This window comes from Ruegeria sp. BB10 (assembly GCF_056535725.1).
The window spans coordinates 745,072-767,285 of record NZ_JBQFIW010000001.1; the positions used below are offsets into that span (position 1 = coordinate 745,072).

Annotated in this window: 19 protein-coding genes; 10 read left to right on the plus strand and 9 right to left on the minus strand. The window is 56.7% G+C overall.

What is annotated here, in order from left to right:
- Position 1: 1 nt before the first annotated feature.
- Both ACR3EP_RS03760 and ACR3EP_RS03765 read right to left on the minus strand, forming a co-directional pair.
- Positions 2-1,525: a hypothetical protein gene (locus tag ACR3EP_RS03760; protein ID WP_480636398.1), complete on the minus strand. Its 1,524-nt coding sequence runs from the start codon at positions 1,523-1,525 to the stop codon at positions 2-4.
- Positions 1,515-1,664 carry a hypothetical protein gene (locus tag ACR3EP_RS03765; RefSeq protein WP_170348465.1) on the minus strand — a complete coding sequence of 50 codons (150 nt, stop codon included), beginning with the start codon at positions 1,662-1,664 and terminating at the stop codon, positions 1,515-1,517. The genes ACR3EP_RS03760 and ACR3EP_RS03765 overlap by 11 nt, the downstream gene beginning before the upstream one ends.
- Before the next feature lie 79 nt (positions 1,665-1,743).
- On the opposite strand from ACR3EP_RS03765, the gene ACR3EP_RS03770 reads away from it, so the two are divergent.
- Together ACR3EP_RS03770 and aroB are read left to right on the plus strand one after the other, a co-directional pair.
- Positions 1,744-2,331 (plus strand): shikimate kinase, encoded by a 588-nt coding sequence (locus tag ACR3EP_RS03770; protein WP_170348466.1) that lies wholly within the window; start codon positions 1,744-1,746, stop codon positions 2,329-2,331.
- Complete coding sequence (gene aroB / locus ACR3EP_RS03775) at positions 2,331-3,443, plus strand: 3-dehydroquinate synthase (protein WP_480636400.1); 1,113 nt, start codon at positions 2,331-2,333, stop codon at positions 3,441-3,443. Before ACR3EP_RS03770 ends, aroB begins: the two co-directional genes overlap by 1 nt.
- On the opposite strand, the gene ACR3EP_RS03780 is transcribed toward aroB, so the two are convergent.
- Both ACR3EP_RS03780 and ssb read right to left on the minus strand, forming a co-directional pair.
- The gene (locus ACR3EP_RS03780; protein WP_226688549.1) at positions 3,444-4,514 is read right to left on the minus strand and encodes a site-2 protease family protein; all 1,071 of its coding nucleotides are present in this window, start codon (positions 4,512-4,514) and stop codon (positions 3,444-3,446) included.
- Positions 4,515-4,532: 18 nt separating this feature from the next.
- The gene (ssb, locus tag ACR3EP_RS03785) at positions 4,533-5,027 is read right to left on the minus strand and encodes a single-stranded DNA-binding protein (RefSeq protein WP_170348469.1); all 495 of its coding nucleotides are present in this window, start codon (positions 5,025-5,027) and stop codon (positions 4,533-4,535) included.
- Positions 5,028-5,233: 206 nt separating this feature from the next.
- On the opposite strand from ssb, the gene ACR3EP_RS03790 reads away from it, so the two are divergent.
- Complete coding sequence (locus tag ACR3EP_RS03790; RefSeq protein ID WP_170348470.1) at positions 5,234-5,812, plus strand: lytic transglycosylase domain-containing protein; 579 nt, start codon at positions 5,234-5,236, stop codon at positions 5,810-5,812.
- Between the two features lie 127 nt (positions 5,813-5,939).
- Here the strand turns inward: ACR3EP_RS03790 and ACR3EP_RS03795 are convergent, their stop codons facing one another.
- The 5 genes from ACR3EP_RS03795 to miaA form a co-directional block, all read right to left on the minus strand.
- The gene (locus ACR3EP_RS03795) at positions 5,940-8,027 is read right to left on the minus strand and encodes a dipeptide ABC transporter ATP-binding protein (RefSeq protein WP_480636402.1); all 2,088 of its coding nucleotides are present in this window, start codon (positions 8,025-8,027) and stop codon (positions 5,940-5,942) included.
- 97 nt (positions 8,028-8,124) lie between these two features.
- Positions 8,125-9,588: an ABC transporter permease gene (locus tag ACR3EP_RS03800; protein WP_170348472.1), complete on the minus strand. Its 1,464-nt coding sequence runs from the start codon at positions 9,586-9,588 to the stop codon at positions 8,125-8,127.
- 13 nt (positions 9,589-9,601) lie between these two features.
- Positions 9,602-10,648, minus strand: coding sequence for an ABC transporter permease (locus tag ACR3EP_RS03805; RefSeq protein ID WP_170348473.1), 1,047 nt, complete (start codon positions 10,646-10,648; stop codon positions 9,602-9,604).
- A gap of 136 nt (positions 10,649-10,784) precedes the next feature.
- Complete coding sequence (locus ACR3EP_RS03810; protein ID WP_170348474.1) at positions 10,785-12,455, minus strand: ABC transporter substrate-binding protein; 1,671 nt, start codon at positions 12,453-12,455, stop codon at positions 10,785-10,787.
- 312 nt (positions 12,456-12,767) lie between these two features.
- The gene (gene miaA / locus ACR3EP_RS03815) at positions 12,768-13,673 is read right to left on the minus strand and encodes a tRNA (adenosine(37)-N6)-dimethylallyltransferase MiaA (protein ID WP_170409564.1); all 906 of its coding nucleotides are present in this window, start codon (positions 13,671-13,673) and stop codon (positions 12,768-12,770) included.
- Between the two features lie 96 nt (positions 13,674-13,769).
- Between miaA and pyrH the strand changes: the two genes are divergently transcribed.
- From pyrH to ACR3EP_RS03850, 7 genes are all read left to right on the plus strand, one after another.
- Entirely contained in the window at positions 13,770-14,522 is a 753-nt protein-coding gene (gene pyrH / locus ACR3EP_RS03820; RefSeq protein WP_170348476.1) for a UMP kinase, read from the plus strand.
- 210 nt (positions 14,523-14,732) lie between these two features.
- Positions 14,733-16,319, plus strand: coding sequence for a BCCT family transporter (locus ACR3EP_RS03825; protein ID WP_480636405.1), 1,587 nt, complete (start codon positions 14,733-14,735; stop codon positions 16,317-16,319).
- A gap of 258 nt (positions 16,320-16,577) precedes the next feature.
- On the plus strand, positions 16,578-17,804 hold the full coding sequence (locus tag ACR3EP_RS03830) for an aminotransferase class V-fold PLP-dependent enzyme (RefSeq protein WP_480638993.1): 1,227 nt from the start codon (positions 16,578-16,580) through the stop codon (positions 17,802-17,804).
- 48 nt (positions 17,805-17,852) lie between these two features.
- The gene (locus ACR3EP_RS03835) at positions 17,853-19,274 is read left to right on the plus strand and encodes a cryptochrome/photolyase family protein (protein ID WP_480636406.1); all 1,422 of its coding nucleotides are present in this window, start codon (positions 17,853-17,855) and stop codon (positions 19,272-19,274) included.
- 69 nt (positions 19,275-19,343) lie between these two features.
- A complete protein-coding gene (locus tag ACR3EP_RS03840; protein WP_480636408.1) occupies positions 19,344-20,552 on the plus strand; it encodes a class I SAM-dependent methyltransferase in 1,209 nt (402 codons plus the stop codon).
- Positions 20,553-20,568: 16 nt separating this feature from the next.
- Positions 20,569-21,009, plus strand: coding sequence for a TrgA family protein (locus tag ACR3EP_RS03845; protein WP_170513615.1), 441 nt, complete (start codon positions 20,569-20,571; stop codon positions 21,007-21,009).
- Positions 21,010-21,039: 30 nt separating this feature from the next.
- Positions 21,040-22,155, plus strand: a complete 1,116-nt coding sequence (locus tag ACR3EP_RS03850; RefSeq protein ID WP_170548499.1) for an NUDIX domain-containing protein — start codon at positions 21,040-21,042, stop codon at positions 22,153-22,155.
- The last annotated feature ends 59 nt before the right edge of the window (positions 22,156-22,214 follow it).

A 22,214-nucleotide genomic window follows, 5' to 3' on the forward strand; every position in this document is an offset into this window, starting at 1 on the left:
ATCATGTGCCCTGCAGGATCAAAAGGTTCAGGGCCGCACGCCGCGCCGTTTCTTCTAGGCCCACCCGGCGCAGGGTCGCAATGGCAGCCGTCAGATCGACCAGATTGCCCCTGGCGCCATGAGCAAACATTTCCATCGTTTCAAGAATTGCTTCGCCCAGTTGGTTGTTGTTCAGCATCGCCTGAATGTCCGATGGGATCGGCGCCGCCCAGGCAAAGCCTTGAGCCACCGCATCGGCCAAAGGTGAAGGGCTGCGCGCACGCCCCGGATCACCTTGCGCCAAAGCGGTTAGAAAAAGCGCATCTTCTGATTTGTCCGGCGGAGTCTCGGCTGCGGTTTCATAGAGATCGGACAGCAGCAGGATACGCCACCGCAGGTTTTCGGCTTTGTCATCCGGCAGAGAGACTTGTGACAGGCGACCAGCAAATAAATCGGCGAAGGGAACCTCAAGCCCGACACTGCGCATCTGGTCCCACACAAGGGGCAACGACTTGGCGATGGCCTCAGGCTTACCGGTTTCCAGCGCGTCCTCAAATTTCTGAATGGTTGACACCCTGTCCCAAACAGCACCTGACGCCGCCGGGTCCCGCTCGGTATACAAGCCCAAAAGCTGGTTAGGGGTCAGCGCGCCAATCCGCGTCAGGCGTTCGGCCGCTTCGATCTGGGCTTTCCAGCCCGCCACATCGCGCAGGTCGGCGTTGGCAAAAGCCCGCGGCAGAGGGGCCGAGGGCAAACGTTCGCCAATCGCTTCAAACAATCGAAAAGTCAGCGGATCGGGATTGTCCGGCTGGGGAAGGTACTCGGCATCCTCAAACAGTTCGGGGCTCAAGAAGCGGTCCAGCACATCCAGATCCTCGGGGGGCAGGACTTGCAGCGCATGGGCCGCCTCAAGCGTTAGCGCGGCAGAGTTCCAATCGCCTCGGCGCGCCTTGCAAAAAATCTGGGCTGCATAATCCAGCGATAGGTGCGGTTGCGCGATGAGCGCTGTGCAGCTGCGATCCTCATCCCCGGTCAGTAGCGTTGCATCAAACCAGCGCTGAAACCGCGCGCGGCTGTCGGTGGGTCCGGCCAGTTGCACCAGCGATTGCGTCGGATCGGCGGCACCCAGCTGCATCAAGCGGTCGAGGCGAGCTAACAAGAGGGTTTCCTCCGCACTCGGCCCGGCAGGGGCCCGCGCTTCAGACAATAGCAGAGTGAATAACAGCCGCTGCATTGCTGGGTTGTACTTAACAGGAACCCGAGCGATCAGCTGCGCCAACCGGTCGGGATCACTGTTCTGCCATAGGCTCACAGGCAGGCCCGTTACAGAGGACGACACCAACCCCAGCGGTTGCGACAGCGCCTCAAGCGGTGTGACTTCGACATCCGGCCGCACACCGGTCTGTGTCACGGGCGGTTCCAGCAAAACGGTTCCCGGCAGGTTTTCTGGCGGGTTGCTCAACCAATCAATGACAGAAAGAGGTTCCTGCTGCGCTTGCGCCGAACCGGCCAAACACAGTGCGAACACTGCGGCCTTATTCGACATTCAGGATTACCGGCTCTCGTATCTCGTCTTGCGGCGCCGAGAAATCCGCACCGAAAAACGGCCCAAGATAGGCATATGCCACCAGCCCGATAAAACCCAGGCAAATCAGATATAACAGGAACTTGATTAGACGGCCCATTGCTCAACGCTGCCCCAATTTTCTCTTTTGTCATAGTTATAGCTAGCATTTTTCCTAAGATCACGTCATTCACAGTGAAATGAGCGAAATTAAGCATAACACCCACAGCTCGGACACAGATGCGGGCTTTGCACTGCACAAAACGGTTGTACTTGTAGGCATGATGGGGGCGGGAAAGACGGCGGTGGGCCGTGCGCTGGCCGCGCGGCTGGGCGTTCCCTTTCTCGACAGCGACGCCGAGATCGAATCGGCAGCCAATATGACCATCCCCGAGATTTTCGAACGTGACGGAGAACCGTTTTTCCGCGCTAAGGAATCTCAGGTTATCGGGCGTTTGCTGGATGAGGAAAAAGGCATCCTATCGACCGGTGGCGGCGCGTTTCTGGCGGAACAGAACCGCACAATGATCACGGAACGTGGGGTCTCGGTCTGGCTGCGGGCCGAACTCGAGGTTTTGTGGAATCGCGTCAAACACAAAGACACGCGCCCCTTGCTGCGTACCTCTGATCCTTATGCGACTTTGCGCGGCTTGTATGAACAGCGTGTCCCGGTTTATGCGAAAGCGGATTTGATCGCCGAGTCCGACGGCGAGACCTCGATCGAGAATATGGTGAACCGGGTGGTGGATGCGCTGGCAACACGCCCCGATGTTTTGGAACGGAAGTAATGCATCAAACCGTACATGTAGAGCTGGGCGAGCGCTCGTATGATGTAGAAATCGGCCCGGAATTGCTGGCTCAGGCCGGTACACGGATCGCACCGTTGTTGCACCGGCCCAAAGTGGCGGTTGTGACGGACGAGAACGTGGGCGCGCTGCATCTGGACGCTTTGCGTGACGGTTTAGCCCACGCCGGGATCGAGATGACGTCGCTGACTTTGCCCGCTGGTGAGGCGACCAAAAGCTGGCCGCATTTCGAACGCACTGTAGAGTGGTTGCTGGCTGAGAAAATTGAGCGCCGCGATATCGTCGTTGCCTTTGGTGGCGGTGTGATTGGCGATCTGGTGGGGTTCGCCGCTGCGGCTTTGCGACGCGGAGTACGGTTTGTGCAAATCCCGACCTCGCTGCTGGCGCAGGTCGACAGTTCGGTGGGGGGAAAAACCGGGATCAACGCGCCGCAGGGCAAGAATTTGATCGGGGCATTCCATCAGCCGTCGCTGGTGCTGGCAGATACTTCGGTGTTGGGGTCGATGACCCAGCGCGATTTCCTTTCAGGCTATGGCGAGGTGGTGAAATACGGCCTGCTGGGAGACGCAGCGTTCTTTGAGTGGCTGGAAACCAACGGAACGGATGTCTCAGGCGGTGATATGGCCGCACGGGTGCGGGCCGTAACCCGTTCGGTGCAGATGAAGGCCGATATCGTGGCGCGGGATGAGACCGAGCAGGGCGACCGCGCGCTGCTGAACCTTGGCCATACCTTCTGTCACGCGCTTGAGGCTGCCACTGGTTATTCCGACCGTCTGCTGCATGGCGAGGGCGTCGCCATTGGCTGCGCGCTGGCGTTCGAGCTGTCGTCGCGCCTGGGTCTGTGTTCACAGGAAGACCCCAGCCGAGTGCGGGCACATTTGCGCGCTATGGGCATGAAAACCGATCTGAATGACATCCCCGGCGACCTGCCTGAGGCCGAAGCCTTGGTCGATCTGATGGCGCAGGACAAAAAGGTCATCGACGGTCAATTGCGGTTCATCCTGGCACGTGGGATCGGTGAAGCTTTCGTGACATCGGACGTCCCGCGTGAGGCGGTGATATCCGTGCTGGAAGACGCCCTGGCGACGGCCTGATCAGCGCCCCCGGATCACCATCAACTCACCAATGTTTTCCCGGGTGATATAGCCGACCATTTTACCAGTCTGCGTGCAGACGGCGATAGCCGGTGCGCCCTTGTGGAGCGTTTCCAGAACCATCTCAAGCCCGCTGGTCAGTTGCACCCTTGGGATATTGGTTTCCATGACCGACGTGGCGGGGTCGGACCGCGGAGTTTCCCCGGCTAGGGCTGCAAAAAGACGACCGCGGGTGACAAAGCCAAGCAATGCGCCGTCACCATCCAAAACGGGAAATTCGTGCTGAGTGGTGTGGATGACGGCCTGCGCTGCCGTCGCCAGCGTATCGGACGGGGACAGAGCGTGGAATTCAGTGATCATCGCATCACGCGCCAGAACCCGCCGCGCGACCGAACGCATGGCCACGTCCTGACTTTCGGAATTGGCGGCGACAAAAACGAAAACCGCAATCAGGACCAGAATGGCGTTGCCGGTACTCAGCCCCCAAAAGCCAAAGGCGACAGCCACGATCTGTCCTGCGATTGCCGCGATCCTTGTTGCCTTCACCCGATCCATTTTGAGACATAACAAGGCGCGGAACACCCGCCCGCCGTCCATTGGGAAAGCTGGTATCATATTGAAGGCGGCCAGCAGCAAATTCACATATGCCAGACGGTTCAACAGACCCGGAACAGTGGTGTCGATCTGCGCCATTGTCTCAAGTGGCATACCAGCCCCCAGCGCGACCAGAATGATCCAGATGACGATATTCACCGCCGGACCGGCAAGGGCCACCCAAACCTCTTGCATCGGCTTTTCGGGCATCCGTTCCAACCGCGCCAAACCGCCAATTGGCAGCAAGGTTATGTCTGGGGTTTTGATGCCGTATCGCCGTGCCATCAGCGCATGGCCGAATTCATGCGCGACGACGCAGGCAAACAAAGCCAGCACAAAGATCAGGTTTTCGATGGCGGCTGGCAGCCCGCCGCGGGAATAGGCGGCGAAACCGACCCAAGCCAGCAGCAGGAAAAAGGTGACATGGACCCTCAACTCGGACCCCAGAAACCGGCCGAGTGAGAAGGACCATGTCATGATTTGCCTCCGCTACGCTTAGAACGGAATCTCGTCGTCGTCGATTCCACCGGATGCCGGGGCAGGGGCGCTGGACGGTGCGCCATAAGGATCGCCGTATCCACCCCCGGCCTGACCGCCGCCGTAACCGCCCGATTGGCCGCCACCGCCGCCGCCTTCGCCGCGGCCATCCAACATCACAAGGGTAGAGCCAAAGCCCTGTAGAACAACTTCGGTCGAATACCGATCCTGTCCGGATTGATCCTGCCATTTGCGGGTCTGCAGTTGGCCTTCAAGATAAACCTTGGACCCTTTGCGCAGGTATTGCTCGGCCACGCGGACAAGCCCTTCGTTGAAGATCGCGACCGAGTGCCACTCGGTACGTTCGCGACGCTCACCTGTGTTGCGGTCTTTCCAGGTCTCGGATGTGGCGATGCGCAGATTGCAAACCTTGCCACCGTTCTGGAATGTCCGGACTTCGGGATCGCGGCCAAGATTTCCGACCAGAATGACCTTGTTGACTGAACCCGCCATGTATTTCCCCGTTTTGAATTGACGTATGCGCGCCGAATCTGGCGCAGTGTTTCCCAGCGACCCTATACGGCCTGCGTCTTGGTTGAAACACAGTTACTGCATGCAACACTGAGCAAGAAATTACTCAGGTTCGGTTAACCATGCTTTCATTATAAACTGAGATATCTATACTCCATAAGGTTCCTGACTAAGCGAGATTGGCTTTAATGCGTTTTCTGGTTGGTTGTTTTGTTGGTTTATGTGTTGCTCTGGTCTCGGTTCCGGTGGCCGCACAAACGTTGTCGACCAAAAGCCGGAAAGACATTTTCCTTAAACAATCCAAGATTTTGGACACGCGCGCCGCAACCCAGTATCGGGATTCCGAACGGCTTAAACCCAAGACTGCTCAACCGAAGTTTAACAAACGCTATACCGGGAAGTATCGCGGTCAGTATATGACACTGGCGCGTCAGGCGGCACGCAAACATAACGTCCCGGAAGAGCTTTTCCTGCGCTTGGTTCAACAAGAAAGCGGTTGGAATCCACGTGCAGTATCACACAAAGGCGCTTTGGGACTGGCACAGCTGATGCCCGGTACAGCGCAGCTTTTGGGTGTGAATCCGCATGATCCACAGCAAAATCTGGAAGGTGGCGCGCGGTATCTATCCTGGCAATACCGCAAGTTCAAATCGTGGCGTCTGGCGCTGGCGGCCTACAATGCCGGACCTCAGGCGGTTGAGAAACACGGCGGCGTACCACCTTACAAGGAAACCCAGAACTACGTGAAGGTTATCTGGGGCGGTTGAGCTAAATTCGATGCTTAGGTCTCCTTTGACCAGATACATTTAGCTAAAATGCTTATGAGAAAATTTGTTCAAGTAATGCCAAAGGGCGCCGATCAGAAACCGACGCCCTTTGCACCAATTTTGAAGCCTATTCCGCGGCGATTTTGATGACCGGCTCCATACGGGCCAGTATATCTTCGGCCAGATGACATTTCACCTGATGACCATCGGCCAGAGTTTTCACTGGCGGTACGTCGCGTTCACACAACCCGCCCGGAACTTCGGATTTCCAACGGCACCGGGTCTGGAACGGGCAACCCGGCGGTGGATTCATGGCTGACGGAATATCCCCCTCAAGCACGATGTGCTGCTTCTCGATCGACGTATCCGCAATGGGAACAGCGCTCAGCAGGGCTTCGGTATAGGGGTGGTAGGGCGGCGCAAAGACCTGATCGGTGGTGCCCAGTTCGACCACATGGCCAAGATACATCACCATCACCCGGTCGCTGAGGTAACGCACAATGGACAGGTCGTGGCTGATGAACAGCAGCGTGGTCTTGTGCTCGCGCTGAATCTCCATCAACAGATCAGTCACCGCCGCCTGAACGGACACATCCAGGGCCGAGACGGGCTCATCCGCCACCACAATGCGGGCGTCCCCTGCAAAGGCGCGGGCGATACCGACACGTTGCTTCTGTCCGCCCGACAACTGGCGCGGCATTCGATCCGCAAAGGCGCGGGGTAGCTTCACCAGGTCCAGTAGTTCCAGCATACGTTGCTTACGTTCAGCCTCGGAATTTCCGACGCCGAAAATTTCCAATGCGCGGATAATCTGACGGCCTACGGTCATCGATGGATTCAGTGTGTCGAACGGGTTCTGGAACACCATCTGAACCTCGCCCACGGTCTTGGTGTCGCGCTCCTCAATCGGGACAGCTTCGATATTGCGGTTGTCCAGCAAGATCTGACCGTCGGTGGCCGTTTCCAGCCCCATCAACACCTTGGCGAAGGTGGATTTTCCGCAACCGGATTCACCCACAATGGCCAGTGTCTCGGACTCGTGGGCCTCGAAGCTCAACGTTTCATTGGCCTTTACAACTTTGGTCTCTCCACCCCCGAACAGGGCATTCGCGGCCACCTCATAGTATTTCTTGAGATTGTCCATCTTCAGAATTGTGCGCCCGATTTCGCCCTTTTCCTTCTGTTCAGCCATGGTGATCGGTGCGTTCCAATCGATTTCCTGGAACTTCAGACAGCGCGTGTGGTGCCGATCATTGCCCGGCACCGGCTCCATCAGAATGTTTTGCGCGTCACAACGGCCTTCCTCAAAATAGTCGCAGCGCGGACCAAAGTTACAGCCCGGCGGGCGTTCATGCGGCAGAGGGAAGTTCCCCGGAATGGCCACCAGCGGGCGTGCGTTCTTGTCAGCGCCGGGCAAGGGGATCGAGCGGAATAGCGCCTGCGTGTAAGGATGCTGCATCTCGTCGAACACATCATGAATCGAGCCACGCTCGACCGCTTCACCCGAATACATCACGCACAGCCGGTCACAGGTCTCAAGCACTAGACCCAGGTTGTGCGAGATGAAAAGCATCGAGGTGCCGTATTTCTTTCCAAGATCCTTGACCAACTCTACCACGGCGGCCTCAACCGTCACATCCAACGCGGTGGTTGGTTCGTCCAGGATCAGCAGCGCTGGTTTTGACATCAACGCCATGGCGATGACGATCCGCTGCTGTTGACCACCCGACAACTGATGGGGGAAGGAATTCAGCATACGCTCGGGGTCGGGCAAGCGTACATCGGTGACCACCTCAAGCGCGCGGGCATAGGCCTCTTCTGCGCCGACGCCTTCGTGGATCATGGGCACTTCCATCAACTGTTTGCCGATCTTCATCGCCGGGTTCAGCGAGGCCATCGGCTCCTGATAGATCATCGCGATTTCATTGCCACGAATGTCGCGCAACTCGTCCGAGGTCATCTCGGACAGATCACGCCCCTTGAACTTGATGGTGCCGCCGACGATCCGACCGTTTTTGCCCAAGTCCTGCATGACACCCAGTGCCACTGTGGATTTGCCGCAGCCTGACTCACCAACCAATCCTACAGCTTCACCCGGTTGCACACTGACCGAGAAATCCATCACGGCCGGAATTTCCCGCAGACGGGTAAAGAAGGAAATCGACAGCTTGTCGATCTCGAGGATCGGGCCGTCATATTCCGCCAGTTTGTTCATCGTTTCCTACTCCCTGATGAAATTGATCAAGCGACCATTTTCATCTTTTCGAAAATACTTCGGGGGTCCGGGGGCAGGGCCCCCGGCCTCGATCACATCAGTCCTTCAGACTTTCCTCACGCAGGCCGTCCGCCAGCAGGTTCAATCCAAGAACCAGTGACAACAGGGCCAGCGCAGGCGGAAGGGCAGGGTGCAGATAGATCGACAACAGCTTGCGCCCCTCGTTGATCGTCGAACCCCAGTCTGGGCTTTCCGGTGGCAGCCCCAGTCCGAAGAAACCTAAGGTTCCCAAAAGGATGGTGGTGTAGCCAATCCGCAGGCAGAAATCGACGATCAGCGGACCGCGCGCGTTTGGCAGAATTTCCCACAGCATGATGTACCATGGACCTTCTCCACGGGTTTGCGCCGCCGCCACATAATCTCGCGTCTTTATGTCCAACGCCAAACCACGCACGATGCGGAACACGGTGGGTGAATTCACGAACACAACGGATACGAACACCACCAGGATGCCGCCAGGAATATCGAACAGGTCCAGATAAGTCGGCAGTCCCCAGATGCGATAGCTATCGGTATTGATGATGTAACCACCGGTCGAGATCAGCGACAGGTAGAACCAGATCGCAACGCCTAAAACCCCGATCAGCAGCGGTGTGCGGAAATTCGGTCGCGTGTAATAGCGTGAATTCAGCAGAACGCCTATGAATAGGATCGGAAAGACGAACAACACAGCAGCCATATAGTTCGGCACGCCCGTCGCTACGATTTCCGGTGTCACCAGCAGGTAGAACAGCAAGATCACCGGGAAGGCCAGGATAAGGTTGGCCAGGAAGGACAGGAACGTATCCAACCGACCGCCATAGTAACCCGCGGGCAGACCCAGAGTGATCCCGACCATAAAGGCAAACAACGTTGCCAGCGGCGCAATCTGCACCACGATCCAGGCACCTTTGACCATGCGGCTGAAGACGTCGCGGGCAAGGTTGTCACCCCCCAACAGATACCAGGTGTATTCCCCCTCTTCCGGGCTTGGCAGAGGTGTTCCGGGAACTTTGTTTTTCATCCCAGAAATCTGTGACAGCGGGTCATGGGTGACGATCAGGTCCAATGCCCCAAAGATGCCGGTGAAAACCCAGAACATCACAAGGCCGAAGCCGATCATGCCGATGGGGCTGTCGAACAGTTTGCCATAAAGGCCCAGACGCCGCTTAAACGCGATCGACATGGCGTACAGGATGATCAGCGACAGCCAGACAGGTAGAAACTGCTGTGAGATCGCACCGATGATCCCCGCGCTGGTACCCAACACGATGCCCAGCACGATATAGGCCACGGCAAGCGCGACACAGGCAGCAAAGCTGTAGCGCAGCGCCTTTTGCGTCAACCCACGCATGCCCGATCCTGAGCTGAGCGTGCCGTCCAGATTCACACTCATCGGCGCCTCGGGCAGTACGATACTGCCAACTATCCAAGTCACGATGGAGACCAGAAGGGCTGCGATTGCGATCATCAGCAGCGGGTTCAGGAAGGCGATAGAGCCGGTCCAGGTAAGTGGTTCCATGTTCTAACCCTCCTTAAGAAATGCGAATGCGCGGGTTGAGGTAGACATAGCCGATATCCGAGATCAGCTGGGTCAACAGCACCACAAAGACCGACACGACCGAAATCGCCAACAGCAACTGGATGTCGTTGTTGCCCGCCGCCTGCACCAGTGCCCAACCGAAACCCTTGTAGTTGAACAGCGTCTCAACAATCACCACGCCGTTCAACAGCCATGGGAACTGCAGCATAATGACGGTAAAGGGCGCGATCAGCGCATTGCGCAGCGCGTGTTTCATGACGATGTTGGGGAAGGATACGCCTTTCAGCCGTGCGGTGCGGATGTACTGCGCTGTCATCACCTCGGTCATCGAGGCGCGGGTCATTCGGGCGATATAACCCATACCATACAACGCAATGGTTAGTACCGGCAGGAAAAAGTTCTCGAAGGTCGGATTGTCCATCGCCTGCGTTGCAGTGCCTTTGAACCATTTCAGACCAACGGTGGATGAGGTGAAGATGGCAATGAAGATCACGCCCGACACATATTCTGGCGTCGCCGTCGTTATGATTGAGAATGTAGACAGAGACCGATCCAGCGCTGAGCCTTCGCGCATCCCGGCCAGTACGCCCACCAACAGGGCTGAGGGGACCATCAGGATCAAAACCCACATCATCAAGTAGCCGGTATTGCCCAATCGCTTGGCGACAATGGTGCCGACCTCATCCTTGAAAACAGTGGAATAGCCCCAGTCCCCCTGAAGGATGCCGCAAAACCGGGGCGTGGTTTCCTCAGTCAATCCGGGTCGGGTGCAGGTGCCCACGAATGTGCCGTCATCCAGAGTTTTGGAAAACCCCGGTGCCACGCCCAGCCATTGGCCATATTTGACCAACGTGGGTTGCAGGTAGCCACGATTACCCAGCCAGGCCTCGACCTGTTCGTCGGACATCCGTTGGTTGCCCTGGGTTTTGGCCAGCTTTTCCAAGTTTGGGTATAGGTTGGTCAGAAAGAAGACCACGAACGTCAGGCACAATGCTGTCAACAGCATGACGCCAAACCGTCGGAGGATGAATAGTCCCATGATGGCCCCTGTTTTTCGGGTGTTCCGCAGATCTTTGGACCATTTTCTGGCCTCGGACTTCCAACTTGACGCCGGGTTGTCTGCGGCTGGAAAGGGGCGCCTGGATCAGGCGCCCCCGTTGATTGTCTGACAGGTTTTAGGCCGACCAGCCCCACTTGTAGTGGTGATGTTCGAAAGCGATATGCATATCGGTTCCGACCAGACCATCTTTCATATGGCGATACAGCGCGCGCCAGTAGGGTTGGATGGTCACGCCTTCTTCCTGAATCAGCGCCTCGCCTTTAGCGACCACTTCGCGCCGTTTGTCGGCGTCGGCAATGGCCAGGGCTTCGGTCAGGATGGCGTCGAATTCGGAGTTGGCCCAACCGAACTCGTTCCAAGCTTCACCGGATTTATACGCCAATGCCCAGATCTGTACGCCCAGAGGGCGGTGGTTCCAGTTGGTTGAACTGTAGGGGTATTTCGTCCAGTCGTTCCAGAAGGTGTTCCCCGGCAGAACCGTGCGTTTTACATTGATGCCCGCGTCCCGCAGCTGCGCGGCAACAGCGTCGGTTGTGTTACGGCGCCAGTCGTCGTCAATCGACAGCAGTTCGTGCTCGAAATCAGCCATGCCAGCTTCTTCCATGAGCTTTTTCGCCCCAGCCGGATCGACCGTTTGCTTGGGCAGTTCTGCATAGTCCGGATGGATAGGCCCGACATGGTGGTTTTCAGCCAGCGTGCCGCGGCCGCCATAGCCTAATTCAAGCAGAACGCTGTTGTCCACCGCCATTTGCAGAGCTTTGCGCACGCGTTTGTCGGCATAAACCTGTTTGCCGTCAACTTCGGCCAGCTGATTGGGGCGAATCACGAGGGTTCCCATGGTGATCACTTCGGATTTCTCATAGCCGAGGCCGTCCATCACATCGATGAATTCACCCACGGATTCGTGCAGCATATCGACTTCGTCCGATTCCAGGGCTGCCAGCCATGCCGACGGATCGGTGCCGTAGTCGATATATTCGATACGATCCAATGTCGCAGGACCAAACACTTCTTCACCCCACCAGGTGTGGTCAGGTGCGCGCACCAATGTGCATTTGACCCCGACTTCCAGCTCTTCAAGGATGTAGGGACCGGTTCCGACGTTGTTGAGTAGGTCGTTTTCATTGAACGAACTATGCACGATGGCCGACGGATAGTCGGACATGCCGGCAATCAATGAAATATCCGAGCTTGGCAGGTTCAATTTCACCGTCGTCGGATCAACAACTTCGATCGAGCCTTCGATAGCCTGGCCGGTGTCCGCGTCGATCAGTGTCGCAAAGCGACCTGCCATCGAATTGGTTTCCGAGCTTTTGTCACACCAACGCGCAATATTGCGTGCCACGTCATCTGCAGTGAAATCATCGCCGTTGGTCCACTTCACACCTGGGCGCAGTTTCAGTGTGTAGACAGTGGCGTCATCATTGATTTCCCAACCTTCCAGCAACATTCCGCGGAATGTACCGTCCGAGTTGTATTCGACCAGGTATTCCATTGTGCCGCGGGTTTGGTTGCCCATTTCCGACCAGTCATACGTGCGTGGGTCTTTCAAGGCACGAACGCTCATCTGGACGCGCAGGGTGCCGCCTTCTTGTCTGGTATCTTCGCCCTCGGCGCGGACAGGGGCTGCCAAGCCAATCATGCCGTAAGCACCTACAGCAGTAACACCCAGACCCGTGGCGCGGGTCAGAAACTCGCGCCGGCTTAATTTGCCGTCCCGATATTCCTGAGCATGCATCTCTGCCGCCCAGTGAATCGGTGCTCCGGTAAAGGTTTGCTTATTCATCGATGTCTCTCCCTGTGACATGTTCTTTTTATTGAAGAAGGTTGGAACCGTTCAGACCATATTGAGGTGAACAGCAGGTTCTCGGAATACTCGTTGGATTTTCATCATCCCCATGGGGCTATTCCGCCCTAGAATTCAAATGAGGTCAATGTTCGAAATCGACGTAGATAGCACAAAAACGACATGGCTGGGAGTGTTTGCTGTTGTCTCGGGCCCGCAGCGTCTTATTTCAAGCGATGTATACTGTCGTAAACCGAAACAATTGGCGTTTTTGGGAATCGCTGGAAAGGATTCTCGGAGATGAAGTTTGAACTACGGCTTGTATCGTTTTGAGAAATCTATCTGATTCCAGTTCTTCATCCGTGCGCGAAACCAGGTGCGCTGACGTTTGGCGAATCGGCGGGTGGCAATAGTTGCACGCTCTTTGGCGGCGTCCAGCGTAAGATGACCGTCAAGATAGGCCAGCAATTCGGGAACGCCGATGGCTTTGAAGGCGGGCAACGTCGGATCATAGAGGTCTCGCATCGCTTCGACCTCTTGAAGCGCGCCAGAGTCCAGCATCAGATCGAACCGCCGGGTGATGCGATCAAGAAGCCATTGTTTATCCACGTCAAAAACGATCGGAACCGTGTCAGTCAAATTCAGAACGGGCGGCGGTGTCTCAGCCTGCCAGTCGCTCAGGCTTCGTCCGGTGGCCCGCTGCACCTCCCAAGCTCGCTGAACACGGGCGCGGTTCTGCGTGTCGATCCGTTCCTGTGTCCGCGTATCGACACCAGCAATTAATACGGTCAGGTCTAGTTGGTCTGCCTCGGCGCGGATTTCCAGCGGCGTGGCGGGGATGTCGGCCATCCCTTCGGTTAACGCCGAGAAATACAAGCCGGTGCCGCCCACGATTATCGGGCGCTGCCCCCCGGTCAGCAGTGGCGTTACCTCGCGCAGCCAATGACCCGTCGAATACTCCTGATCATACGCGATGTGGCCGTAAAGCAGATGCGGCGCGCGGGCCTCTTCTTCGATCGAAGGGCGGGCCGAAATTACACGCCAGCAGTCATAGACTTGGCTCGCATCCGCATTGACGATCACGCCGCCGAACGTCTCGGCAATCTGCAGGGCCAGGGCCGATTTGCCCGAAGCGGTCGGCCCCGCAATCAACACTGGTTTGTCGTCGGGGATGGGGGGAAGGCGGTCCCAAATCTGCGATCTGTCGTTATTGTCCATTCGGGCTGCCTCAATCGTCACCAATCGCATTGAACCTGCGGAGGTTTTGCTTCATTTTGCGCCGGAAAATAAACCCGTGCCAGCCCGGAGCGCAACATGAGCCTTTCCCCGACCCTCGAATCCACCGAGACCGCCAAAACCAAGTACAATCGCGTGATGCTGAAAATCTCGGGCGAGGCGTTGATGGGCGATCAGGGGTTTGGCTTGCATCCCCCCACCGTTCAGCGCATCGCACAAGAGGTCAAGTCGGTGCATGATCTGGGGGTCGAGATTTGCATGGTCATCGGCGGGGGCAACATTTTCCGCGGCCTCAGCGGTTCAGCACAGGGGATGGAGCGCACAACGGCCGATTATATGGGCATGCTGGCCACGGTGATGAACGCGCTGGGGATGCAGTCGGCACTTGAGGAAATCGGTGTGTTCACTCGTGTCATCTCAGCCATTCGCATGGATGAGGTTTGCGAGCCCTATATCCGCCGTCGCGCCGTGCGCCACCTTGAGAAAAAGCGGGTTTGCATTTTTGCTGCGGGAACTGGCAACCCGTATTTTACCACCGACACCGCCGCGACTCTGCGTGCCAATGAAATGGCGTGTGAGGCGATTTTCATGGGCAAAAACGGTGTGGATGGGGTTTATGACAAAGACCCCAAAGAACACGCGGACGCAGTGCGCTATGACACGGTTACTTATGATGACGTGCTGGCAAAGCGGTTGCGCGTCATGGATGCCTCGGCCATTGCACTGGCACGCGACAACAACCTGCCGCTGATCGTATTTGGCTTGGATGAGCCGGGCGGGTTCCGCGGAATTCTGGCGGGTGAGGGGACCTACACCAAGGTTCAGGGCTAAATCCTTCGACAGCTTTTTGTGTGCAGGCCGGGGCGATTGCCCGGCCTGTTTTCATTTACAGCGACCGATTTTCGTCATGGCGGTCATATGAAGCAAGCCTGTCACTTTTACGCAATTTGTCGCTTTTAAGTAATAGGTGGTCTTCTCAGTTACGCCCTTGCCGATCCGGATATTGGATGTCCTGCGCATCGATAAGGGGAAGGAAAGATAATGTCCGACAATACGGAAACCGACTATGAAGTCGGTCAGGACAACGTTCAGATCATGGGTCTGGACGTCCACAATCCGGTCTTTGCCGTTTCGGGGCTAACCATCATTGCATTCGTGTTCTTCTCGCTGGTGTTCCGCGAGCAGGCGAGCGAGTTCTTTGGCTGGCTTCGACCGGCTTTGACCAGCAATTTCGACTGGGTGTTCATGATTGCGGCGAACATCTTTGTCGTGTTTTCACTACTGCTGATCGTCACGCCGTATGGTTCGATCCGTCTGGGCGGGGATGATGCCAAGCCGGATTACAGCTATGCCGGGTGGTTCTCGATGCTGTTTGCCGCGGGTATGGGCATCGGTCTGGTGTTCTGGGGCGTGGCCGAGCCAATCTCGCATTACGGGTCGTCGCTGGGCGGGGTTGCCGCTGGCGAGGATGGCCTTCGCACCGACTGGGCACCGTTAGGTGCCGGTCTGGAGGACCCCGAAGCCTCGAAGAAGCTGGCGATGGCAGCCACCATTTTTCACTGGGGTATGCACCCTTGGGCCGTGTATGCGGTAGTGGCACTGGCGCTGGCGTTCTTCAGCTTTAACCGCGGTCTGCCGCTGACCATGCGGTCGGTGTTCTACCCACTGTTTGGCGAGGCGACATGGGGTCCGTTGGGTCACATCATTGACGTTCTAGCCGTGTTCGCCACGATCTTCGGTTTGGCGACATCGCTGGGCTTGGGCGCAACGCAAGCGCTGGCTGGTCTGAATTATCTGTTCGATGTTCCGATTACGGACGGGATGAAAGTTCTGCTGATCGGTCTGATCACGGCATTCGCATTGATCTCAGTGGTTGCTGGCCTCGATAAGGGCGTAAAGCGGTTGTCCGAGGCCAACATGATCCTGGCCGCGGCCTTGTTGCTGCTGGTGCTGATCCTTGGGCCTACCGTGGCGATTCTGACCGGCTTCTTCGACAGCCTGATTGAATACGTCGTCGCATTGCCTGCACTGTCGAACTGGGTCGGTCGCGAAGACACCAACTTTATGCAGGGCTGGACCACCTTCTACTGGGCGTGGTGGATCTCCTGGTCACCTTTCGTCGGCATGTTCATCGCTCGAATCTCGCGCGGCCGAACCGTGCGCGAATTCGTGACTTGCGTGATCCTGATCCCAACCGTTGTAGGTGCCCTGTGGATGAGCGTTTTTGGTGGAGCCGCATTGGATCAGGTTATGTCCGGTTCGGGGCAGGCCCTGTCGGATGCTGCGCTAGAACTCAAGATGTTCTCCATGTTTGAACAATTCCCGATGACAGGTTTGCTGTCCTTCGTTGGCATCGTTCTGGTGGTTGTATTCTTCGTCACCAGCTCGGATTCCGGCTCGTTGGTGATTGATACGATCACGGCAGGTGGCAAAACCGATGCGCCGACGGCGCAGCGTGTGTTCTGGTGCATTCTGGAGGGCGCAATCGCGATCGTTCTATTGCTGGGTGGCGGCCTGGGTGCGCTGCAGGCTGCTGCGATTGCAACAGGCTTCCCGTTTGCGATCGTTCTGGTGCTGATGTGCGTGTCGATCTTCATCGGTCTTGCGAACGAACAGCGACGCCGCTGAATCCAATTCAGCCCTTCGAAAGCCCCGGACAAGCGTCGGGGCTTTTTTGTTTCATGCCGGGTTGACCGAGCTCAGGGCCGCTGGCTATGTATCCGCGTCTTTTGATTGCCAGATCTGGTCCCGAAAGACTGCCCGTGCTTCTGTTTGTTTGACTGGGGCTGTGGCTGGGCTGGAAGACCTGCCGTGATTTCCGAGTTGTCCGAAATCATGCACGGGCACGTCATCGGAACAAGCAGCATGAGCAAGGAGCGACGTGCCATGGGCACTCTTGATATCGATTTCGTTAGGGCGCAGTTCCCGGCTTTTTCCGAGCCCAGCCTGCAAGGTCAGGCGTTCTTTGAAAATGCAGGCGGGTCATATACTTGTAAGCCGGTGCTGGACCGGCTGACGCGCTACTATACTCAACGCAAAGTGCAGCCCTACGGCCCCTATGACGCCAGCCGTCTGGCAGGCGAAGAGATGGATGAAGCCCGCGCACGCATGGCTGCGATTCTGGGCGTGAACACCGATGAGCTGAGCTTTGGCCCCTCGACCACTCAGAACACCTATGTTTTGGCGCAGGCATTTCGCCAGTGGATGCAGCCGGGCGATGCCATCGTTGTCACCAATCAGGATCACGAGGCCAACTCGGGACCGTGGCGGCGTCTGGTCGAGGACGGGTTTGAAATCCGCGAATGGCAGATCGACCCGGAAACCGGTTCGCTCAACCCGCAGGATCTTGAGAACTTGCTGGACGAGAAGGTGCGTCTGGTCTGTTTCCCGCATTGTTCCAACGTGATCGGAGAGATCAACCCGGTCACCGAAATCACCGCCATTGCCCATGCGGCGGGGGCGTTTGTCTGTGTAGATGGCGTTTCATACGCGCCACATGGGTTCCCAAATGTCGGCGATCTCGGGCCGGATATCTATCTGTTCTCGGCCTATAAAACCTACGGTCCGCATCAGGGTTGCATGGTGATCCGGCGTGCGCTTGGAGAGCTGCTGCCAAACCAGGCGCACTATTTCAATTCAGACGCGCTGTACAAGCGTTTCACCCCGGCGGGTCCGGATCACGCGCAGGTCGCGGCCAGTGCAGGTATGGCGGATTACGTTGATCTTTTGTGCGACCATCATAACGGCCCCAAGGGTAACGCAACCGAACGTGGAGCTTTTGTGCATGACCTTATGCGCGGTCAGGAGGTTGCGCTGCTTCAGCCCGTATTGGACGCGGTCAAGGATCGAAATGCCGTACGCTTGATCGGTACCTCAGATGCTACGCGTCGCGCTCCGACCGTAGCGTTATCGCTGAGCCGGAATGCCGAAGCCGTGGCCACCGATCTGGTTGAACACGGGATCATGGCAGGAGGCGGCGATTTTTACGCCGTGCGCCCGTTGCAGGCGATGGGTGTGGATTTGGATCAGGGCGTGCTGCGGGTCAGCTTTACGCACTATACCTCGCAACAGGAAATTGATCAGTTATTGGGCGCACTTGACGCCGTTTTGTGATCCGGTTTCTGCTCGGCTTCGTAATGCGAAGAAAACAGCCGGGCGGTCATGGATAACAAACAATCACCGATCATCATGTGGTTCCGACGGGATTTACGCCTGTCGGACCATCCCGCGCTAAGTGCTGCGGCCCAAACGGGTCGTCCTATTCTGCCGGTTTTCATTCTGGATGATTTGGCTCAAGCGCTCGGTGCCGCGCCGAAATGGCGGCTTGGGCTGGGGCTTGAGGCCTTCGCGCAATCTCTGTCGCACATTGGCAGCCGATTAATCCTGCGGCGCGGGGACGCGCTGACTGTTTTGCAGAACCTTTTCGCAGAAACCGGAGCCAGCGGCGTCTATTGGACGCGAGCGTATGATCCTGATGCCATCGACCGTGACACACGCATTAAGTCTGCTTTGGCAGAGCAGGGGGTAGAGGCCAAATCCTTTGCGGGTCACTTACTGTTTGAGCCCTGGACCGTAGCAACCAAAACAGGCCAGCCGTTTCGTGTGTTCACACCGATGTGGCGATCCGTTCAAGGCCGAGAAGTTGCCACGCCTGAAGGCGTGTCGTCGATCAAAGCACCCTTGAATTGGCCGACTTCGGAAAACCTGACCGGTTGGAACCTGGGTGCGGCAATGAACCGGGGCGCAGCCGTGGTCGCACCTTTTGTCCGCCCCGGCGAGAATGCCGCCTTTGAGGCTTTGCACGAGTTTCTGGACCGAATCCAAGACTATTCGCACGATCGGGACCGTTTGGATTTGGAGGGCACCTCGGATCTGTCCGAATACCTATCGCTTGGCGAAATCGGCCCCCGCAGTGTCTGGCATGCGGTACAGCGGGTTGCGATGAACGGCACGCAAGGGACAGACGCCTACTTGCGTCAATTAGTTTGGCGTGAGTTTGCGTATCACTTGATGTATCACACACCGCGTTTGCTCAGCGGGAACTGGAAACCGGAATGGGATACGTTTCCGTGGAACACGGACGCCGATCATCCCTCAGTTGTTGCTTGGCGACAGGCCCGCACTGGAATTCCGGTTGTCGATGCGGGATTGCGTCAAATGTATGTGACCGGCCGTATGCACAACCGCGCGCGCATGATTGTCGCCAGCTACTTGACCAAGCATCTGATGACGCACTGGAAAATCGGAATGAACTGGTTTGCCGACTGCCTGATAGACTGGGACCCGGCGGCGAATGCTATGGGTTGGCAGTGGGTTGCAGGCTCGGGTCCCGATGCATCACCGTTCTTTCGGATATTTAACCCGCTGACACAGCAGGAAAAATTTGATCCTGATGGTGTTTATCTAAAACACTGGATCGCCGAAGGGCAGACCAAGCCTTCGGCTACGGCGTTGGCTTATTTTGGGGCGGTGCCGCATTCGTGGGCGCTTGATCCGGCGGAAAATTACCCTTCACCAGTGGTCGATCTGGCCGCTGGCCGAGCGTGCGCCTTGGCGGCTTATGAAGGCCGAAAAACCGGGTAAGGAACTGAAAACTTGCCACAAACACAAACTCGGCCTAGCTTTTAACTGCGGCCGCACAGGGGAGAGCGGATGATCCTGACGACAACTGAAGGGCAAAAAGACCTGCCCAGATACTTTGCTCAAGTGTTCAAAATGTTGAACCGGATGGGTTCGGGGCGAATGGATATCGCTTTGCCCGATGGGCGCGTGTTCCGATCCGAAGGTGCCAAGCCGGGGCCAGTGGCGCGCGTGGACATTCACGATCCCGACGTATTTGCGCGTTTGATCCGAGAGGGTGAGCTGGGTTTTTCGGATTCTTATCTAGAGGGTGGGTGGAGCACGCCCGACCTGCGATCGTTCATGGATCTGGTGCATTTAGGGACTGAGACGGTGTATGACGATTTCACTGGAAGGTTCCTGGTGCAAGCCTATGAACGCCTTCGATTTTGGTTGCACAACAACAACCGTCGACAGGCCAAGAAGAACATCTCGTACCATTACGATTTGGGGAACGATTTCTACAGGCTGTGGCTGGATGAAACGATGACCTATTCCAGCGCGCTGTTCGAAACAGGGCAGGAAAGCCTGGAGAAAGCGCAGACTGCGAAATATGCCAGCCTAGTCGATGAAATGGGTGCCAAACCCGGTGACCACATCCTTGAGATCGGTTGCGGATGGGGCGGTTTCGCTGAATATGCCGCAAAAGAGCGTGGCCTTCGGGTCACAGGTTTGACGATCAGCCAGGAACAGTTAAACTTTGCAAGGCAAAGAATTGAAAAATTAGGACTTTCTGACCTTGTTGAGTTCAAATTGCAAGATTATCGCGACGAGCGTGGCCAGTATGACGGCATCGCCTCGATTGAGATGTTCGAAGCCGTCGGACAGAAATACTGGCCGGTTTACTTTGAGACTGTGCGTGATCGGTTGAAACCCGGTGCGCACGCGACCCTTCAAATCATAACCGTTGCCGATCACCGTTGGGATATTTACAAGAACGGCGTTGATTTCATTCAGAAATATATCTTTCCCGGCGGAATGCTCCCCGCGCCGACGATCCTGAAACAGCAGGTGGCAGAGGCAGGATTGAACGTCGTGAAATCGCGGGAATTCGGTAAAAGTTATGACCTGACATTGCGTCGTTGGTACGAGACGTTCAACGACAAATGGGACGAAATTTCGGAAATGGGCTTTGACGAGCGTTTCCGGCGCATGTGGAACTATTATTTAACCGCGTGTGGCGCGGCCTTTGACACTGGCAACTGCGATGTGACACAGATCACTATAGCAAAACCCAGTTAACAAAGGGAAATTCCGAATGCCTACTGCGCCGCGACTTGTTGCTTCACTATGCCTATTGGCAGTGGCCTTTATCGTGTCGAGCATGATTATCAGCAACGGCGAAGAGGGCAAGGACTATGGCTGGTTCACCTATGTCAACATGATTATTGCGGTGGCCTGTGGTTGGAAGGTGATGGGAAAGCGCGTTGGTCGCGGCTGGACCGCCGCGGTCAATAATGGCATCGCTGGGGTTGTATCCTTGGTGTTCTGGGCCCTTTTTGTTCAGGGTTGCTACGAGATGTTCCGACTGGCCATGCGTCATCGCTATGACGGCCCGTTTGAGGCGCTCACGGCCATTTTCCAGATTGGTGTGGACTACGGCAAACTGCTCATCGTTCCGGAAATTCTGTGGACTTTGGCTATCGGAGCTCTTATCGCAGGGCTTGCAACAGAAGAAGCCGGCCGTCGCTGGCGATAACTCACCAGAATTTAGACGAGCTTTACTCTAGTGTCCGATTTGTTTTTTTACGGCACGCTTAGGCATTTGCCGCTGCTGGAATGTGTGCTTGGCCACCCGCTGTCACAAATAAAAATATCTCAGGCCAGTTTGCCGGACCATGCTGTTTATGGCGTGGCAGGCCAGGCCTTCCCGATGATTGTTCCAGAAAAGGGGAGTCAGGCCATGGGGTTGCTGGTTCAGGGTTTCAGCCCCGAAGACCTGAAACGATTGGCTTTTTACGAAGGTGGGTTCGACTATGATCTCAGCCCGCACGGTGTGGACGTTGCTGACGGCTCACGCGCCGAGGCTAGTGTGTTCTTTCCCGAACCCGAATTGTGGACACCAGACAAGCCGTGGTCGTTGCAGGCCTGGGTTGATGAATGGTCCGAAGTGACCTTGCTGGCTGCACAAGAAGAGCTGGCCTATTACGGCAAGGTCGACGCAACCACGATCGCTCGTAACTTTGCGCCGATCCGCACCCGGGCTTGGGCTAAGCTGGCTGCGCGAAAACGCCAGACGGGCGATCCGCGTGACGTCGCAAAAGATGTGATCGTGCAAAGCCATCGGCGGGCCTATGTCAATTATTTCGGTGTGGAAGAATTGGATGTGCAGCACCGCCAGCATGACGGAACGATGGGTCCTGTGCTGCACCGGAGCGGATTGATGCAGGGGGCCGCCGTCGTTGTTCTGCCTTATGACCCGGTGCGCGACACTGTTCTTTTGGTTGAACAATTCCGCGCGCCGGTTTTTCTGATCGACGATCCCGAACCGTGGATGTGGGAGCCGGTAGCTGGCATGATCGACCCCGGTGAAACGCCGGATCAGGCCGCCCACCGCGAAGTGCAGGAAGAGGCGCAGGTGTCGCTGAACGCCTTGGAATATGCAGGCGGTGCCTACTCCTCGAGCGGGTCATCGACCGAGTATGTCTACCTTTATGTTGGGTTGGCTGATTTGACCCGGACCATCGACAATGGTGGCGTTGCTACGGAAGGTGAGGATATTCGCACACAAATCCTGCCATATGACGCGTTCCTTCAAAAGGTCGACAGCAACGAATTCAAGGATTTGCCCCTGTTGTTGATGGCCAATTGGCTGGCCCGGCATCGCGATCGTTTGCGCGGTTAACTATCGCCGCTTGTGGTTGTCGCACGGCATCTGTAAATCTTCGTTGATACGTAATGAAA

Coding starts and splice junctions, on each gene's coding strand:
- ACR3EP_RS03845 (WP_170513615.1), top strand. CDS start 20,569: ATGCCTACTGCGCCGCGACTTGTTGCTTCACTATGCCTATTGGCAGTG.
- ACR3EP_RS03830 (WP_480638993.1), top strand. CDS start 16,578: ATGGGCACTCTTGATATCGATTTCGTTAGGGCGCAGTTCCCGGCTTTT.
- ssb (WP_170348469.1), bottom strand. CDS start 5,027: ATGGCGGGTTCAGTCAACAAGGTCATTCTGGTCGGAAATCTTGGCCGC.
- ACR3EP_RS03770 (WP_170348466.1), top strand. CDS start 1,744: ATGAGCGAAATTAAGCATAACACCCACAGCTCGGACACAGATGCGGGC.
- pyrH (WP_170348476.1), top strand. CDS start 13,770: ATGAGCCTTTCCCCGACCCTCGAATCCACCGAGACCGCCAAAACCAAG.
- ACR3EP_RS03835 (WP_480636406.1), top strand. CDS start 17,853: ATGGATAACAAACAATCACCGATCATCATGTGGTTCCGACGGGATTTA.
- ACR3EP_RS03790 (WP_170348470.1), top strand. CDS start 5,234: ATGCGTTTTCTGGTTGGTTGTTTTGTTGGTTTATGTGTTGCTCTGGTC.
- ACR3EP_RS03800 (WP_170348472.1), bottom strand. CDS start 9,588: ATGGAACCACTTACCTGGACCGGCTCTATCGCCTTCCTGAACCCGCTG.
- ACR3EP_RS03840 (WP_480636408.1), top strand. CDS start 19,344: ATGATCCTGACGACAACTGAAGGGCAAAAAGACCTGCCCAGATACTTT.
- ACR3EP_RS03780 (WP_226688549.1), bottom strand. CDS start 4,514: ATGACATGGTCCTTCTCACTCGGCCGGTTTCTGGGGTCCGAGTTGAGG.
- aroB (WP_480636400.1), top strand. CDS start 2,331: ATGCATCAAACCGTACATGTAGAGCTGGGCGAGCGCTCGTATGATGTA.
- ACR3EP_RS03805 (WP_170348473.1), bottom strand. CDS start 10,648: ATGGGACTATTCATCCTCCGACGGTTTGGCGTCATGCTGTTGACAGCA.
- ACR3EP_RS03765 (WP_170348465.1), bottom strand. CDS start 1,664: ATGGGCCGTCTAATCAAGTTCCTGTTATATCTGATTTGCCTGGGTTTT.
- ACR3EP_RS03760 (WP_480636398.1), bottom strand. CDS start 1,525: ATGTCGAATAAGGCCGCAGTGTTCGCACTGTGTTTGGCCGGTTCGGCG.
- miaA (WP_170409564.1), bottom strand. CDS start 13,673: ATGGACAATAACGACAGATCGCAGATTTGGGACCGCCTTCCCCCCATC.
- ACR3EP_RS03810 (WP_170348474.1), bottom strand. CDS start 12,455: ATGAATAAGCAAACCTTTACCGGAGCACCGATTCACTGGGCGGCAGAG.
- ACR3EP_RS03795 (WP_480636402.1), bottom strand. CDS start 8,027: ATGAACAAACTGGCGGAATATGACGGCCCGATCCTCGAGATCGACAAG.
- ACR3EP_RS03825 (WP_480636405.1), top strand. CDS start 14,733: ATGTCCGACAATACGGAAACCGACTATGAAGTCGGTCAGGACAACGTT.